Here is a 15933-nt window from a genome sequence, read left to right as displayed (position 1 = left end):
GTCTTTAAAAACAATCGGTCGCCACGGCATCGTTCGACGAACAAACCGTAGCGCCCGTGCCTACATCGCCGAATACTTCGGCCCGCCGCCGCCTTCCGGCGGCACCCAGGTGATGTTCTGGGACGGATCCTTGATATCGCAGGTCTTGCAGTGTACGCAGTTGGCGAAGTTGATCTGGAAGCGCGGCTTGCCGTCGTCGCCGTTGACCACTTCGTATACGCCCGCCGGGCAATAGCGCTGGGCCGGTTCTGCGTACTTGGGCAGATTGTGCTCGATCGGGATCGACGGGTCGGTCAGCTTGAGGTGACAGGGCTGGTCTTCCTCGTGGCCGGTGTTCGACAGATGCACCGACGACAGGATATCGAACGATAGCTTGCCGTCGGGTTTGGGATACTCGATCTCGGTGCACTGATCGGCCGGCTTGGTGGCCGCATAGTCGGGCGTGGTGTCGTGGAAGTTCCACGGTGCCTTGCCCTTGAACCAGTTCTGCTCGATATAGTTGAGCGCGCCGCCCTTGAAGGTACCGAACTTGTGCAGCGAGGCGCCGAAGTTGCGGCTGGCATAGAGCTCTTCGTAAACCCAGCTGGCCTTGAAGGCGTCGGTGTAGCCGGTGAGCTCGTCATGGCCTTCGCCGCCGCCCGCCAGTGCCTCGGCCGCGGCTTCGGCGGCGAGCATGCCGGACTTCATGGCCGTATGATTGCCTTTGATCTTGGCAAAGTTCAGCGTGCCGGCATCGCAGCCGAGCAGCACCGCGCCGGGCACGGTCATCTTCGGCAGCGAATTGAGTCCGCCCTTGGTGATGGCACGGGAGCCGTAGGATACGCGCTTGCCGCCTTCCAGATACTGGGCGATCTTCGGGTGGTGCTTGAAGCGCTGGAATTCCTTGAACGGCGACAGATAGGGGTTTTCGTAGTTCAGATCCACGATCAGGCCGACGGCCACGCGGTTGTCTTCCAGGTGATACAGGAAGGAACCGCCGCTGCCGGACAGATGGATCGGCCAGCCGGCACCGTGAATCACAAGGCCGGGCTCGTGCTTCTCCGGGTCGATTTCCCAGATTTCCTTGAGGCCGATGCCGTAGTGCTGCGGGTCGACGTCCTTGTCGAGCTCGAATTCGCGAATCAGCTGCTTGCCGATATGGCCACGGCAGCCCTCGCTGAAGAAGGTGTACTTGGCGCGCAGCTCCATGCCGGGGACATGGCTGTCCTTGGGTTCGCCGTTCTTGCCGACGCCCATTTCGCCGGTAACGATGCCCTTGACCACGCCGTCTTCGATGATAGGCGTCTGCGCGGCGAAGCCGGGGTAGATTTCCACGCCCAGAGCTTCGGCCTGTTCGCCCAGCCAGCGGCCGAGCTGGCCCAGCGAGATGACATAGTTGCCTTCGTTGTGCATCGGTGCCGGCACGAAGGCGTTGGGCATCTTCGTGGCCTTGCTTTCACTGGTGAAGAAATAGATTTCGTCACGCGTGACCGGCACGTTCAACGGCGCGCCTTTTTCCTTCCAGTCGGGGAAGAGTTCGTCAAGCGCGCGCGGCTCGAAGACCGCGCCAGACAGCAGATGGGCCCCGACCTCGGAGCCTTTTTCGACGATACAGACTTCCAGTTCCGGGCTTTTCTGCTTGAGACGGCAGGCGGCCGACAGGCCCGCGGGGCCCGCGCCCACGATGAGTACGTCGTACTCCATGACGTCGCGTTCTGTTTCTTCACTCATATCGTTATTGCTCTCGGCTGGCTCGCCGCACCACTAGTGAGCGCGTACGCCGTCGGTGGAAACGGCAACTCGCACTCGGCGACGAGCGAAGGGCGCCATGATGGCACCGATGTTTACGCATCGCCATCCCGTATGGAGCCACCGCGGTGGCGCCAACTGCAGGCGATGCGACATGACGGGAAACACGATCAGACCTTCATGCCCGGCATGTTCAGCGAGGCGGTATTGCCGCCGTCGACCGGCAGCGCCTGGCCGGTAATGAAGCTGGCGTCGTCGCTGGCAAGAAACGTGATCGCCGCGGCCAGCTCTTCCGGCCGGCCATAGCGACGCAGTTCGCAGCGCGCGCCGAGTTTGTGGGCCTTGTCGTTGGCTTCGGCATAGTCGAATACCGACTTGGTCATGCCGGTCTTGACCAGCCCCGGGCAGACCGCGTTCACACGGACGTTGTACTGGCCTAGGTCGCAGGCGCTGGTCTGGGTGAGGTTGATCACGGCGGCTTTCGAGGCGCTGTAGGCATTGCCGCCCGCGCCCGAGCGCACCCCGGCCACCGAAGCGGTGTTCACGATCGCGCCTGCGCCGGCATCACGCATATGCCGTCCGACCGCGCGGGTAAAATGCATGGTTCCGAATAGATTCACGTCGACCACGTCGCGCCAGGTGTCCAGATCGTTATCGGTCACCGGGGCATAGTCGCCGCCGGCGATGCCGGCATTGTTGCAAAGGACGTGGATGGCGCCGTGCTCGGCCGCGATCCGATCCGCCAGCGCGGTGACCGCAGCTTCGTCGCGAACATCCAGCGCAGCGATTTCGTGACCGCTACCGGCAAGCTCGCTCATGACCGCCTGCAGGGCGGTTTCTTCGCGGTCCACAAGCACCACGCGGGCGCCCTCCTGGGCAAAGCGAATAGCGCTGGCGCGGCCGATGCCGCTGGCCGCACCGGTGACGATCACCGTGCGGTTGTCGAATCGTTTAATCGCGGCCGTTGTCATTTTTATCTCCTTTGATCGCGCGTGGAATTCTACACAAGGCCCGGGGGGCGTCAATGTTGATGAAACTGTGTTTCAGCAAATTGCGAACGATCGTTCAAGCAGTTGCGAGCATTGGGTTGTCGGGCAGATAGCGGTATGCAGCACATACTGTTGGCGTTGCCGATCAGAGGGTGCTAGTTTCAATTCCACGATGTGCCAGGCATCGATAACAAGTGGCAAAAGCCACGCTAAAACAAACCGGAGGAGACGCAATGAAGCACTACAAGGGGCTCGTGCGACGGGCCGTGGCGGCAGTAGGGGTTGCAGCGGCGCTGGCTGTGCCAACGCTTGGCAGCGCAGCTGACGACACCATCAAGATCGGCTATATCGATCCGCTCTCGGGTCCGTTCGCCAACGTGGGCGATGCCGGCCTAAAGCACTTCAAGTATCTGGCCGAGCGCATCAACGCCGACGGCGGCATTCTCGGCAAGGATGTCGAGATCATCGGCTACGACAACAAGTCGAGCGCGCAGGAATCGCTGCAGATTCTGCGCGAGGCGGCGGACGAAGGCGTGCACTACATCACCCAGGGCAACGGCTCGCACGTGGGCGGGGCCCTGGTGGACGGCGTGGAAAAGCATAACCGCCGCAACCCGGACAACCGCATGGTCTTTTTGAACTATGCGGCCGTGGACCCGGCCCTGACCGGCGAGAAATGCTCGTTCTGGCATTTTCGTTTCGATGCCAACAGCGCCATGAAGCTGCAGGCGATCACCGACTACATGGCCGAGCAGGACGACATCAAGAAAGTCTTCCTGATCAACATGGACTATTCGCATGGCCAGGCGATCTCGCGTATCGCCAAGGAAATGCTCAAGGAGAAGCGTCCGGATATCGAAATCGTCGGCGATGTGCTGCATCCGGTCGGCAAGGTGAAGGACTTTTCGCCGTATATCTCGCAGATTCAGTCTTCCGGCGCGGATACGGTAATCAGCGGCAACTGGGGTAACGACCTGTCGCTGCTGGTCAAGGCCGGTGCACAGGCAGGTCTGGATGTGGACTGGTTCACCTACTATGCCGGCGGTCTGGGCACGCCCACGGCCCTGGGCAAGGCGGGTGCCGAGCACGTGAAGATGCTCACCGAATGGCAGGAGAATCTGGTCGAGGATTACGAAGCGCCGGAACTGCGTGAAATTCTCGAGGAATTCGAGCAGCGCTACGACGGTATCGAGTTCTACTACCTGCGTATCAAGACGCAGATGGACATGCTGCAAAAAGCCATGGAAAAGGCCGGCAGTACCGAGCCGCTGGCCGTGGCCCGTGCGCTGGAAGGCATGACCATGGAAACGCCGTTCGGCACGGTGACCATGCGCGAACAGGACCATCAGCTGCTCCAGCCGCTGTTCATCTCGACCTTCTCCGAAGACTATCCCAAGTACGACTCGGAAGGCACCGGCCTGGGCTGGGTCATGGACGCCAAGCTCGATGCGGCCAGTACCGCGGTCGACAGCGTCTGCGAAATGAAGCGTCCCTCGAGCTGATCAACTGCGATCACGCTTGATCGCCGGCCGGTGCGGTTGCAGCCGGCCGGCATGACGGTGGCGGGGCCCCGGCGCAAGCGCCGGGTGCCTCGTGCGCCCGACGCTCTCCCATTTCGCCGTCGCGGGGTCCCCGGTGATGCTCGAATCCATTGTTTTTTCGGTCTTGAACGGCCTGCTCTACGGCATGTTGCTGTTCATGCTGGCCAGCGGCCTGACGCTGATCTTCGGCATGATGGGCGTGCTCAACTTCGCCCATGCCAGCTTTTACATGCTTGGCGCCTACTGCGCCTATACGATCAGCTCGTATACCAATTTCTGGGTGGCGCTGATTCTCGCGCCCCTGTTCGTGGGGTTTCTCGGCGCGCTTACCGAGCGCTTCGGCCTGCGCAACGTGCACAAGCATGGGCATGTGGCTGAACTGCTGCTGACCTTTGGCCTGGTCTACGTCATCGATGAGCTGGTGGTGCTGATCTGGGGCCAGATCCCGGTCAACTACGCCATTCCGCCGTCGCTCGATTTCACCCTGTTCACGCTGTTCGGTACCAGCTTCCCGGCTTATCGCGCGTTCATCCTGTTCGTTGCCATCGCCATGTTCGCGGCCATTTATCTGCTGCTGGTGCGTACGCGTGTGGGCATGATCATTCGTGCAGCGCTATCGCATCCCGAAATGGTGGGCGCGCTCGGGCACGACGTGCCGCGTATCTTTACGCTGGTATTCGCCTTCGGTACCGGCCTGGCGGGGCTGGCCGGGGTGATGGCCGGCAACTACTACATCACCGAACCGGGCATGGCGTTTTCCATGGGGCCGATCGTGTTCGTGGTGGTCGTATTCGGCGGTCTGGGATCGCTCGGCGGCGCGCTTGCGGCCTCGCTGATCATCGGCCTGGTGACGACCTTTGCCGTAAGCCTGAACTATTCCATTGCCGATCTGCTGGCTGCGGTCGGGCTGGGGCTTGACGGTGCAAACATCGCCGGTGGGCTGGCCCATATCGATCTGTCGCGTATCGGCCAGATGCTGCCCTATCTGATGATGGTGCTGATTCTGATCTTTCGCCCGCGTGGGCTGATGGGGGCGCGCGAGTCATGAGTCATTCCCAATCTTCGCGCACGGCGCTTTTATGGCATATCGGCGTCTGGGCGCTGTTTGCGCTGGTCATCGTCGTACTGCCCTATATCTTCACCTCGAGCAGCTCGATTTCGATGATGAGCCAGATGGGCGTGTTCATCATCTTCGCGCTGTCCTACAACATGCTCCTGGGCCAGGCGGGCATGCTCTCCTTCGGGCATGCGGTGTATTTCGGCCTGGGCGGGTTCTTCACCCTGCATGCGATCCGGGCGGTCAATGACGAGGTCTGGCAGTTTCCGCTGGAGCTGATGCCGCTGGTTGGCGGCGTTGGCGGGCTGGCCTTCGGCATCATCTTTGGCTCGATCTCGACCCGCCGGGCCGGCGTGACGTTCGCCATGATCACGCTGGGCATCGGCTCCATGGTCGAGTCCAGCGCCAACATGTTCACCGACTTCTTTGGCGGTGAAAGCGGCATCTCCGGCAATCGCGTGACCGACGTCACCCTGTTCGGCTTCAGCTACGGGCCGTCGATCGAGGTCTATTACCTGATCGGGGCATGGACGGTGATTGCTGCGGTGGCGATGTATCTGTTGACCAAGACGCCGCTGGGCCGTATCTCCAACGCGGTACGCGACAACCCCGAGCGTGCCCAGTTCGTGGGTTACAACACCACTATCGCTCGCTTCATCCAGTTCTCGCTGTCGGGCTTCTTTGCCGGTATCGCGGGCGGTCTGTTCGCGATCATGTTCGAGATCATGACCGCGCCCAACGTGGGGCTGGTGCAGTCGGGGGCTGTGCTGCTGATGACGTTCATCGGCGGGGTGGGTCTGTTCTTCGGGCCGATCATCGGCGCGGTGCTGGTGACCTATATGCATACCGCGCTGAGTGGTTTCTCGGAAGGCTGGATCCTTTATTTCGGGCTCATGTTCGTGTTCATGGTGATGTATGCGCCGGGCGGGATTGCCGGCGTGATCTATGCCCATGCCGCGCCCTGGCGTGCGGGCTTGCTCTGGCGGCTCTTGCCGTCCTATCTGCTGGTTCTGCTGCCGGCACTGCTGGCGATCGCCGGTTTGGTTGCGGTGGTCGAGATGGGCTACCAGCTATCGCTGGCCTATGACCCGTCCAGCCCGATCGAGCTGTTCTATATGCAGATCAACGCCACGAGCCTGTGGTCGTGGCTGGTGGCACTGCTGGGCCTGGCGGTGGGCATCGCCGGCGTGCTCGCGACGGCCCGCGTAGTGCGTGCCCGCTGGGCCGGGGTGAACCGATCGATGCAGGCCACGGGAGCGAAAACATGAGCGATGCACTCAAACTGGCGAACGTGCACAAGCGTTTTGGCGAAACGCCGATCATTCGCGGCGTGGATCTGGCCGTGGCCCCGGGGGAGCGGCATGCCATCATCGGACCGAACGGGGCCGGCAAGTCCACCTTGTTCAACCTGATCAGCGGTCGCTATACCCCGAGCGAAGGCGAGATCGCGCTGCACGGCAAGCGCATCAGCGGGTTGGCGCCGCATCAGATCAACCGGCGCGGGCTCAGCCGCAGTTTTCAGATCACCAACCTGTTCCAGAACATGACCGTGTTCGAAAACCTGCGCTGCTCGCTGCTCTGGGCCCAGGGCTACAAGTACTCGTTCTGGCATCTGGTTGGCCGCCAGGCTGCACTCAACGAGGCCGCCGAACAATGGCTGGAACGGCTGGGTCTGTCGGCGCGCCGCGATGTGCCGGCCTCGCTGCTGACCTATGCCGAGCAACGCACCCTGGAAATCGGGACCACCATTGCCGGCGGCGCGGACGTGATTCTGCTGGACGAACCCACGGCGGGCATGGGCCTGGCCGAGCGCGACCATACGATGGCGATGATCAGCGAAGTCACCCAGGACAAGACGCTGCTCATGGTCGAGCACGATATGGGGGTGGTATTCGAACTGGCTGATCGCATCAGCGTGCTCGTTTACGGGCAGATTATCGCCAGCGATACGCCAGAAGCCATCCGCGCCAACGCGGCGGTTCAGGAAGCCTATCTGGGCGAGGCGCATTAGTGATGAGTGCGAATATGCTGGAAGTCAAGGATTTGCATGCCTATTACGGCAAGAGCCACGTCCTCCAGGGGGTGGATTTCAAGGTGGGCCGCGGCGAGATCGTGAGCCTGCTCGGGCGGAACGGCGTGGGCCGCTCAACCACCTGCAAGGCAATCATGGGCCTGGTCGCGCCGCACGGCACGATCGAGTTCGATGGTGAATCGGTAGCCGGGCTCAAGTCGCACCAGGTGGCGCGCCGCGGTATCGGCTACGTGCCGGAAGATCGGCTGATCTTTTCCGGGCTCACCACCAAGGAAAACCTCGAAATGGGGGTCAAGAAGGTGGGCGCGAAAACCGGCTGGTCGCTACAGGATGCCTACGAACTGTTCCCGCGCCTGTCCGAGCGCGCCGATGTGAAGGCGGATCTGCTCTCCGGCGGCGAGCAACAGATGCTGACCATGTGTCGCACGCTGATGGGCGACCCCAAGCTGATCATGATCGACGAGCCCACCGAGGGGCTGGCACCGCAGATTGTCTCCCAGGTGGGCGACTTTCTGCTCGCGATCGCCGACAAGGGCATTTCCGTGCTGCTGGTCGAACAGCGTTTGAGTATCGCCATGCGGGTGTCGCATCGGGTCTATGTGATGGGCCACGGCCGGATCGTGTTCGAAGGCACGCCGGCCGACCTGGAGGCCGACGACAGCGTGCGGCGGGAGTGGTTGGAGGTTTGATCGCCGGGCGTAACGGGTATCGTCTTGCGCTGTGCGTGCGGCCGTGAGTGCATGCCCGCTGGGCCAGCCAATCGACTTCGTTGCGCGCCGATTGCGCGGTATCGGCCCGGCAGGCGCTGTGGCGAGCGATGCGGTGGTCGGGATTGTGCTGCTTTCGTCCTAACCCTGAAGATCGGTACGAACAGCCATCGGACGAACGTTCGATCGTCAAGGCCACACGCGTAAAGCGTTTGCGGTTTTTATCGCCACTTTCATACGTTTGGGCGTATTCGATTGCTGTATCAGTCAAGTGAAACGGGGTTTCACTAAGCTGTTGACGGGGCTGTGCGGGCGTGGCAGCTTTGAGCCGTAGAAAAGAAAAATGCCGCCGGGGCACGCGACCCAGATCGCAAACAAAAAAACGCTACCGGACATTCGGCAAATACAACCGGAGGAGATCACCGCATGAGCGATCGTCGGATCGATGCGCGGTTGCCGATACGCCTGTGTCGGTCAGCAATGCATGGCCCAGCCCAGCCGAACTTCGTGCCGGGGCAAGGCTGCGCTGTATACCCTCCCTTTGTTGTTGCCGGTTTGGTCTGGCCGTCGTGCGTAGCGCCGGTTTGATTCTGTTCTTCGTGCCCGGCGTGTTCGCCGTGTACGGCTTTTGCCCTTCGTTCGCTCAATAGGGAGAGACCGTCTTGGATTTGTTCCTTCAGCAGGTTCTAAACGGCCTGACGCTCGGCAGCATCTACGGGCTCGTCGCCCTGGGGCTGACGCTGGTTTACGGCATCCTGCACGTGCCCAACTTCGCCCACGGCGCGCTGTACATGGTTGGCGCCTACGTCTGTTATTTCACCATGGCCGACCTGGGCCTGAACTACTGGGTCGCAATCGCCGCCGCCGCAGTGGTGGTGGCCGCCATGTCGGTGATCTGCGAAAGGCTGGTGTTTCATCCGCTTCGCAACGCGCCGCCGATCCACGACAAGATTGCGGCGATCGGCATCCTGCTGTTTCTCGAGGCAGTGGTGCAGATGTACTGGGGTGCGGACTTCCGCCGTATTGCATCGCCCTATAACCAGATTCTGCAGATCGGCGGCCTGACGCTGCCTGCGCAGCGGCTGCTGATCATCGTCGGTGCGTTTTCGCTCATGGGTGCGCTGCATCTGTATCTCAAAAAGACCATGACCGGCGCGACCATCGTCGCCATGGCCCAGAATCGTGAAGGCGCATTCCTGGTGGGTATCGATGCCAACCGCGTTGCGATGATGACCTTCGCCATCGCCGGCGCGCTGGCCGCGGTCGCCGCCGGGCTGTTCGCGCCCATCAATCTGGTCTATCCGGCCATGGGCCATCTGGTGCTGCTCAAGGCCTTCGTGATCATCATTCTGGGCGGCATGGGCAGTATTCCGGGCGCGATCATCGGCGGTCTGATCATCGGCTTTTCCGAAGCGCTTGGCGGCTTCTATCTGTCGAGCACCTACAAGGACGTCATCGCCTTCGTGCTTCTGGTCGTGATCCTGTCGATCAAGCCGACCGGCCTGTTCACCAAGGGGGTGCGCTAATGAACCGTGCAATCGATTTTCTGCTCGGCTCGACCATGCGCTGGCTGCTGCTGGCCTTGGCGGTCGTCTTTCCGCTGGTCACCGATAACGAGTACCACATCTATGTGATGGCGCTGGCCTTCATCTGGGCGATCGCCGTCTACGGCATGAACATCATCACCGGCTACTGCGGCCAGCTCAATCTGGCCCACGGCGGCTTCTTTGCGATTGGCGCCTATGTCGTGGCCATTCTGACCGTCGATCACGGCTGGCCGTTCTGGCCGGCGTTCGCCGCGGCCGGGCTGTTCGGCGCGGTGTTCGGGTTCGTGGTGGGTATCGTGTCGCTGCGGCTCAAGGAGCACTATTTCGCCATCTTCACGCTGTGTGTCGGCTACATCATCTATCTGATGATCGACAAGTGGGAGGCACTCACCCACGGCTCGCTGGGCATCATCAATATCGCCCCGCCGGAAGGTTTCGGCCTGGTCGATTTCACCCAGACGATCCCGTTCTACTATCTGGTGCTGGCCTTCCTGGCGCTGGCGATCTGGCTGACGCGCCGTATTTCCGAATCGCTGCTCGGCCGAACCTTTCGCGCTATTCGTATCAGTGACGATCTGGCCCAGTCGCTGGGCATCAACCTGATGCGCAACAAGATTCTGGCCTTCGTGATTTCCACCGTCTATGCCGCGGCGGCCGGTGGGCTGTACGCCGGCGTGGTGCGCTTCATCGGCCCGGAAGAAGCGAACTTCATCCATACCTTCGACATGATCGCCTACCTGCTGGTCGGCGGTATCGGCACGCTCATGGGGCCGCTGCTGGGCACGCTGCTGGTGACCTGGCTGACCCAGGCGGTGCAGTCGCTCGAAGAGTATCGAATGATCGTGTTCGGGCCGATGCTGGTGCTGCTGGTGATCTTCTTCCCGCGCGGCATCGTCGGCAGCTTCCTGGGCTGGCGCGGTCGGCGCATGGCGCGTCAGGCACCACGCAAGACGCGCGAATCCCGCGTGGATACGTCCGACCCGAACAGTGCCGACGCTACGGAGGCGCGCAACAATGCTTAATATCCGCAATCTCACCAAGCGCTTTGGCGGGCTGGCCGCGGTCAACGACGTAAGCGTCGAATTCGGCGCCAACCAGATCAACGCCATCATCGGCCCCAACGGCGCCGGCAAGACCACCTTCTTCAACCTCATCGCGGGCGCGATGCCGCCCACGGAAGGGGTGATCGAGTACAAGGGGCAGGATCTGGCCGGCAAGTCGCCGGACTCGATCGCACGATTGGGCGTGGCACGCACCTTCCAGACGACCATGCTGTTCGAAGAGTCGACCGTGCTCGACAACCTCATCATCGGCCATCGGCTGCGCACCGAATCGCGGCTATGGGACGTGATCGTCAATTCCAAACGCCTCAAGGCGGACGAGAAACGCTGCCGCGACAAGGCCGCCGAAACGCTGGAATTCGTAGGGCTGTCGCATATCGGTCATCGCTATATCGCCGATACCAGTCAGGAAGAGCGCAAACGTATCGCCTTCGCCCTGGCGCTGGCGACCGATCCGGAGCTGGTGCTGCTCGACGAGCCGGCCGGCGGCGTCAATCCTGAAGAAACCGACGGGCTGGTCGATCTCATTCACAAGATGGTCGATCACGGCATCACGGTCTGTCTGATCGAACACAAGATGGACATGATCATGCGTATCGCCGACAAGATCATCGTGCTCGATCACGGCGAGAAGATTTCCGAAGGCACGCCGGAACAGGTCAAGAACGATCCGGTCGTTATCGAAGCGTATCTGGGGAAAGAAGATGCTGAAGCTTGAGGGCGTCGACGCCAAGTACGACAGTTTCAAGGCCCTAGACGGGGTGTCGCTGGAAATCGACGCCGGCGAGCTGGTCGTATTGCTGGGCGCCAACGGCGCCGGCAAGACGACGCTGTTCAACACCATCAGCGGGCTGATGAAGCCGGCGGCCGGCCGGATCACCATCGACGGCAAGGACGTCACCGGACGCAAGCCCTCGGCGCTGGTTCAGGCGGGTGTGGTGCAGTGTCCGGAAGGACGCAAGCTGTTTCCCGGCATGTCGGTACTCAAGAATCTGCGCCTTGGCGGCTATGTGCATCGCCGCGATCGTGCCGGCATGAACCGTACGCTCGAGCATATTCTGGCGATGTTCCCGATTCTTGAAGAAAAGAAGGACCAGCCGGCGGGTTCGCTGTCCGGCGGCCAGCAGCAGATGGTCGCGGTCGGGCGTGCGCTGATGGGGCGGCCCAAGCTGCTCATGCTCGACGAGCCGTCGCTGGGCCTTGCGCCGCTGGTGGTCAAGCAGGTCTTCGAGACCGTGAAGTCGATCAATGGCGAAGGCACGACCGTGCTGCTGGCCGAGCAGAATGCCTATGCGGCGCTCAAGATCGCCAACCGTGCGTACGTAATCGAGAACGGCAAGCTCGTCATGCAGGGCGACCGCGAAGAAATGCTCGGCAACGAAGCGGTGCGCAAGGCCTATATCGGCGCCTAGGAATTCCAAAATCTCGTGATTCCACGAGTGCTAGCAACCAACCCGAATAAAAGAGGGGAGATAGAGAATGACATTCAAGAAAACGGTTCGCCGGGTCGCCGTGGCGACAGCTCTGGCCATGGGCGTGGCCGGCGCGGCGCATGCGGCAGAGAAGGTCAATATCGGCTTCACCGGGCCGCTGTCGGGCGGCGCCGCGCTCTACGGTGAAAACACCCTGGAAGGCCTGCGCATGGCCGCCAAGGAGATCAACGGCAACGGCGGCATCGACGTCGACGGCACCAACTACGAAATCAATATCGTCAGCCTGGACGATATGTACTCGCCCAGCCGCGCGGCGGTGAACGGCAAGCGTCTGGTCCAGCAGTCGAGCACGCCCGTGGTGTTCACGCCGCATTCCGGCGGCACGTTCGCGCTGCAGGCGTTCAACGAGCGCGACGGCTTTCTGGTGATGTCCTACACCTCGATTCCGTCGGTCACCGAAAAGGGTAACGAACTCACGGTGAAGATTCCGCCGAACTTCACCGACTACGTGAAACCCTTTACCAAGCTCACGATGGATCGCTACGGCAAGAAGCTCGCCGTGGCCAACGCCACCCACGACTACGCCAAGTACTGGACCAAGGCGTTCGTGCCGGCCTGGGAAGCTGCCGGCGGTGAAGTCGTGGCCAGTAACCCGATGGACTACAACAAGTCCGCCGATTTCTATACGGGCGTAAGCAAGGTGCTGGCAGCCAACCCGGACGTGCTGTTCGTGGGCGGCGCATCGGAGCCGACCGGTCTGGTGGTGCGTCAGGCGCGTGAGCTGGGCTTCAAGGGCGGCTTCGTGATCATGGATCAGGCCAAGATCGATGAAGTGGCCAACGTGGCCGGCGGTCTGGAAGCGGTTGAAGGCGCGGTGGGTGTGACCCCGCTGGTGTATTCCGACAACCCCGGCGCCGCCGAATTCGTGAAACTCTACAAGAAGGACCACGAAGGCGTTCCCACCTCGGAAACGGCGTACAACTACTTCGCCATGTTCCTGGTCGCCCGTGCCATGGAAAAGGCCGGCACCGTCGAGGATGCCAAGGCCATCCGTGCGGCGATCCCCGAGGCGCTGAAAGAAGTCGAGACCAACCACAACCCGTATGAGGTTCAGAGCATCACCGATAGCGGTAATCTGGCCGTGGATGTGGAGATCGCGGAAGTGGTCGACGGCAAGGTCGAACTGCGTCGCGTGTCCGATATCGATACCGAGTAAGTTTCAGACGACAAAACGCGCATGCAACAGGGGCACTTTGGTGCCCCTGTTTTATTTGTGTCGCAGCTTTTTGCAAACAATTGGCGCAATCCAGGAGTGTCTCCATGACCGTCAACCGCCAGATCATTCTTGCCCAACGCCCGCAGGGCATGCCCGACGAAACGCATCTGCAGATGCAGCAGGGCGACATACCGCGACCGGGCCAGGGCGAGGTCCTCGTCAAGACGATATACATGTCGCTCGACCCGTACATGCGCGGTCGCATGAGCGCGGCCAAGTCCTATGCGGCAAGCGTGGCCGAAGGTGCGGTCATGGAAGGTGCGACCATCGGCGAGGTGGTCGAATCCAACGACGATAGCGTCGCCGTCGGCGACTACGTGCTCGCGCACGGTGGCTGGCAGGAATATGCCGTGCAGGCGGCCAAGACCGTGCGCAAGCTCGACCCTGCACAGGCGCCGATCAGCACGGCGGTGGGGGTGCTCGGTATGCCGGGCTTTACCGCCTATGTCGGGCTCGACGAGATAGGCCAGCCCCAGCCAGGCGAAACGGTGGTGGTATCGGCCGCCGCCGGCGCGGTGGGCCAGGTCGTCGGCCAGATTGCCAAGATCAAGGGCTGTCGCGTGGTGGGCGTTGCGGGCGCGGCCGACAAATGCGCGCACGTTGTCGACCACTACGGTTTCGATGCCTGCGTGAATTACAAAGAGGACGACTTCGAGGCGCAGCTCGCCGCGGCCTGTCCGGATGGTATCGACGTCTATTTCGAGAACGTGGGCGGCAAGGTGTTCGACGCCGTGCGGGGCCTGCTCAACGACTTTGCACGTATGCCGGTCTGCGGTCGTATTGCCCATTACAACGACAGCGAGGCGCCGGACGGCCCCGATCGTCTGGTCGCGTTCATGGGTCAGGTGCTGGTCAAGCGCCTGCGTGTGCAAGGCTTCATCCAGTTCGACTATCGCCATCGCTACGGCGACTTCCAGCGCGATATGAGTGCCTGGGTGCGTAGCGGCGAGGTCAAGTATCAGGAAGACATCGTTGCCGGGCTCGACAACGCGGTCGACGCCTTCCAGGGACTGTTGCAGGGGCGCAATCGCGGCAAACTGCTGGTACAGGTCGCAGCCGACCCCACGCGTTGATGCAGGACGCGCCGACACCAAGAACCTACGCCGTACTCGGCGAGCGCTTCGGCGCGCGCTACAAGTGGTATGTCTCGGCCACGGTCATGCTCGGCACGTTTTCGGTGGTGCTCGCGGCCACCATCATCAACGTCGCGGTGCCGGCGATCATGACCCGCTTCAACGTCGCTCAGGATCAGGTCCACTGGCTGGCGACCGGGTTTCTCGCTGCGATGACCGTGGGCATGCTGCTCAACGCCTGGGCTGCGGCGCGTTTCGGTTCGCGCGGCGCGTTCGTGCTCGCCATGGGCGGGTTCATCGTCGCTTCCGTGGTTGGGGGCGTGAGCGGCGATTTTCCTACCCTGGTCGCAGCCCGTGTCGGTCAGGGTCTGACCGCGGGCATGATCCAGCCGCATGCGCTGGTGGCCATCTTTCAGGTCTTTCCCGTCCATCGGCGCGGTCAGGCCATGGGCATTTACGGCATGGGAGTGATCTTGGGCCCGGCGATCGCGCCGGCGCTGGGCGGTGTGCTGGTCGACGGGTTTTCGTGGCGGGCCACCTTTATCGTGGTCCTGCCGGCCTGTGCGCTGGCGGCCGCGCTGGCTTGGCGTTTTCTGCCGGGTCGGGGCACGCGCCGCGCCTCGCTCGACTGGGTGGGCATGGCCTTGTTGAGCATTTCGCTGGTGGCGCTGCTGTGGTCGATCGCCTCGTTGCATCGGCGCGGCGTGTTCGATCCGCTGGTGGATCTGGCCCTGATCGGCGGCCTGTTGCTCGCCGTCGTCTTCGTAGCCTGGGAGCGGCGCGTGCGCGAACCCCTGCTTGAACTGAGCGTGCTGGCCAGGCCCGGCTTTGCCAGCGGTTTCGTGCTGTCGATGGTCATGGGGGCGGGGCTTTTCGCCAGCACCTATCTCGCGCCGCTTTATTTTCAGCAGTCGGCGGGGATGAGCGCCTCGGCCTCCGGCTTGATGCTGGTGCCGGCGGGCCTGGCCATGGCGTTTGTCTTTCCCGTAGCGGGTCATCTGACCGACCGCGTGCCGATTGGCCGGATCGTGTCTTGGGGCCTGCTTTTCTTCGTTGCCAGCATGGTGCTGCTGGCGGCGGCCGAAATTCCTACCACGGCCGCATGGCTGGTGATCTGGGCCGTATTCGGCCGACTCGGCGTGGGTCTGATGATGCCGCCGATCACCACCGCGAGCCTGGGGTTGTTGCCCGAAGAACAACTCGATCGGGGCTCCGGCATCATCAATTTCGGGCGCCAGATCGGCGGTGCCCTGGGGGTGAACCTGTCGGCGGTACTTGCGCAGTATGCGAGTGACTTCTACCGGCTGCGCCATCCGGCCGAGCCTGCCCAGCGGGTCTTCGAAGCCGGTTTCGATTATGCCTTCGTGGCGCTGGCGCTATTGTTCGTCATTGCATTCTGGCCCTTGCATCGACTTTCTCGCGCCATGTCACGCGCTAGCGATTGAACCGGCAGGCGAAGGGTGACAACCGATAGACGTTGCCGACCAAA

General features: G+C 62.2%; 14 protein-coding genes. 12 read left to right on the top strand and 2 right to left on the bottom strand.

The window, feature by feature from the left end; translation table 11 throughout:
• Window positions 1-60: 60 nt before the first annotated feature.
• Together C84B14_RS15410 and C84B14_RS15405 are read right to left on the bottom strand one after the other, a co-directional pair.
• Window positions 61-1710 carry an electron transfer flavoprotein-ubiquinone oxidoreductase gene (locus C84B14_RS15410; protein WP_353225408.1) on the bottom strand — a complete coding sequence of 550 codons (1650 nt, stop codon included), beginning with the start codon at window positions 1708-1710 and terminating at the stop codon, window positions 61-63.
• Between the two features lie 188 nt (window positions 1711-1898).
• Entirely contained in the window at window positions 1899-2684 is a 786-nt protein-coding gene (locus C84B14_RS15405) for an SDR family NAD(P)-dependent oxidoreductase (RefSeq protein WP_491731165.1), read from the bottom strand.
• Window positions 2685-2950: 266 nt separating this feature from the next.
• Here C84B14_RS15405 and C84B14_RS15400 point away from each other — a divergent pair, with 266 nt between their 5' ends.
• From C84B14_RS15400 to C84B14_RS15345, 12 genes are all read left to right on the top strand, one after another.
• Window positions 2951-4219 (top strand): branched-chain amino acid ABC transporter substrate-binding protein, encoded by a 1269-nt coding sequence (locus tag C84B14_RS15400; RefSeq protein ID WP_348765226.1) that lies wholly within the window; start codon window positions 2951-2953, stop codon window positions 4217-4219.
• Window positions 4220-4355: 136 nt separating this feature from the next.
• Window positions 4356-5306, top strand: coding sequence for a branched-chain amino acid ABC transporter permease (locus tag C84B14_RS15395; protein WP_353225405.1), 951 nt, complete (start codon window positions 4356-4358; stop codon window positions 5304-5306).
• On the top strand, window positions 5303-6583 hold the full coding sequence (locus tag C84B14_RS15390; protein WP_353225403.1) for a branched-chain amino acid ABC transporter permease: 1281 nt from the start codon (window positions 5303-5305) through the stop codon (window positions 6581-6583). Before C84B14_RS15395 ends, C84B14_RS15390 begins: the two co-directional genes overlap by 4 nt.
• Window positions 6580-7326 (top strand): ABC transporter ATP-binding protein, encoded by a 747-nt coding sequence (locus tag C84B14_RS15385; RefSeq protein WP_353225401.1) that lies wholly within the window; start codon window positions 6580-6582, stop codon window positions 7324-7326. Before C84B14_RS15390 ends, C84B14_RS15385 begins: the two co-directional genes overlap by 4 nt.
• A gap of 14 nt (window positions 7327-7340) precedes the next feature.
• Window positions 7341-8036, top strand: coding sequence for an ABC transporter ATP-binding protein (locus C84B14_RS15380; RefSeq protein WP_353225464.1), 696 nt, complete (start codon window positions 7341-7343; stop codon window positions 8034-8036).
• Between the two features lie 680 nt (window positions 8037-8716).
• A complete protein-coding gene (locus C84B14_RS15375) occupies window positions 8717-9580 on the top strand; it encodes a branched-chain amino acid ABC transporter permease (protein ID WP_348765222.1) in 864 nt (287 codons plus the stop codon).
• Entirely contained in the window at window positions 9580-10623 is a 1044-nt protein-coding gene (locus tag C84B14_RS15370; protein WP_348765221.1) for a branched-chain amino acid ABC transporter permease, read from the top strand. The genes C84B14_RS15375 and C84B14_RS15370 overlap by 1 nt, the downstream gene beginning before the upstream one ends.
• Window positions 10616-11380, top strand: a complete 765-nt coding sequence (locus C84B14_RS15365; RefSeq protein WP_353225399.1) for an ABC transporter ATP-binding protein — start codon at window positions 10616-10618, stop codon at window positions 11378-11380. Before C84B14_RS15370 ends, C84B14_RS15365 begins: the two co-directional genes overlap by 8 nt.
• Window positions 11367-12074: an ABC transporter ATP-binding protein gene (locus tag C84B14_RS15360; protein WP_353225397.1), complete on the top strand. Its 708-nt coding sequence runs from the start codon at window positions 11367-11369 to the stop codon at window positions 12072-12074. The genes C84B14_RS15365 and C84B14_RS15360 overlap by 14 nt, the downstream gene beginning before the upstream one ends.
• 67 nt (window positions 12075-12141) lie before the next feature.
• Window positions 12142-13311 (top strand): ABC transporter substrate-binding protein, encoded by a 1170-nt coding sequence (locus tag C84B14_RS15355; RefSeq protein ID WP_353225396.1) that lies wholly within the window; start codon window positions 12142-12144, stop codon window positions 13309-13311.
• A gap of 104 nt (window positions 13312-13415) precedes the next feature.
• Entirely contained in the window at window positions 13416-14444 is a 1029-nt protein-coding gene (curA, locus tag C84B14_RS15350) for an NADPH-dependent curcumin/dihydrocurcumin reductase (RefSeq protein WP_353225394.1), read from the top strand.
• Window positions 14444-15889, top strand: a complete 1446-nt coding sequence (locus C84B14_RS15345; protein WP_353225392.1) for a DHA2 family efflux MFS transporter permease subunit — start codon at window positions 14444-14446, stop codon at window positions 15887-15889. Before curA ends, C84B14_RS15345 begins: the two co-directional genes overlap by 1 nt.
• Window positions 15890-15933 lie beyond the last annotated feature (44 nt).

It is taken from the genome of Salinisphaera sp. C84B14, from assembly GCF_040361435.1.
Classification (GTDB): Bacteria; Pseudomonadota; Gammaproteobacteria; order Nevskiales; family Salinisphaeraceae; genus Salinisphaera.
Note: the sequence above shows the minus strand (reverse complement) of the source record. Positions and strands in the feature narration are given on the sequence as shown.

Excerpts from the sequence above, each read along its gene's own strand:
- C84B14_RS15410 (WP_353225408.1), bottom strand. The coding sequence starts at position 1,710 with ATGAGTGAAGAAACAGAACGCGACGTCATGGAGTACGACGTACTCATC.
- C84B14_RS15400 (WP_348765226.1), top strand. The coding sequence starts at position 2,951 with ATGAAGCACTACAAGGGGCTCGTGCGACGGGCCGTGGCGGCAGTAGGG.
- C84B14_RS15395 (WP_353225405.1), top strand. The coding sequence starts at position 4,356 with ATGCTCGAATCCATTGTTTTTTCGGTCTTGAACGGCCTGCTCTACGGC.
- C84B14_RS15390 (WP_353225403.1), top strand. The coding sequence starts at position 5,303 with ATGAGTCATTCCCAATCTTCGCGCACGGCGCTTTTATGGCATATCGGC.
- C84B14_RS15385 (WP_353225401.1), top strand. The coding sequence starts at position 6,580 with ATGAGCGATGCACTCAAACTGGCGAACGTGCACAAGCGTTTTGGCGAA.
- C84B14_RS15380 (WP_353225464.1), top strand. The coding sequence starts at position 7,341 with ATGCTGGAAGTCAAGGATTTGCATGCCTATTACGGCAAGAGCCACGTC.
- C84B14_RS15370 (WP_348765221.1), top strand. The coding sequence starts at position 9,580 with ATGAACCGTGCAATCGATTTTCTGCTCGGCTCGACCATGCGCTGGCTG.
- C84B14_RS15365 (WP_353225399.1), top strand. The coding sequence starts at position 10,616 with ATGCTTAATATCCGCAATCTCACCAAGCGCTTTGGCGGGCTGGCCGCG.
- C84B14_RS15360 (WP_353225397.1), top strand. The coding sequence starts at position 11,367 with ATGCTGAAGCTTGAGGGCGTCGACGCCAAGTACGACAGTTTCAAGGCC.
- C84B14_RS15355 (WP_353225396.1), top strand. The coding sequence starts at position 12,142 with ATGACATTCAAGAAAACGGTTCGCCGGGTCGCCGTGGCGACAGCTCTG.
- curA (WP_353225394.1), top strand. The coding sequence starts at position 13,416 with ATGACCGTCAACCGCCAGATCATTCTTGCCCAACGCCCGCAGGGCATG.
- C84B14_RS15345 (WP_353225392.1), top strand. The coding sequence starts at position 14,444 with ATGCAGGACGCGCCGACACCAAGAACCTACGCCGTACTCGGCGAGCGC.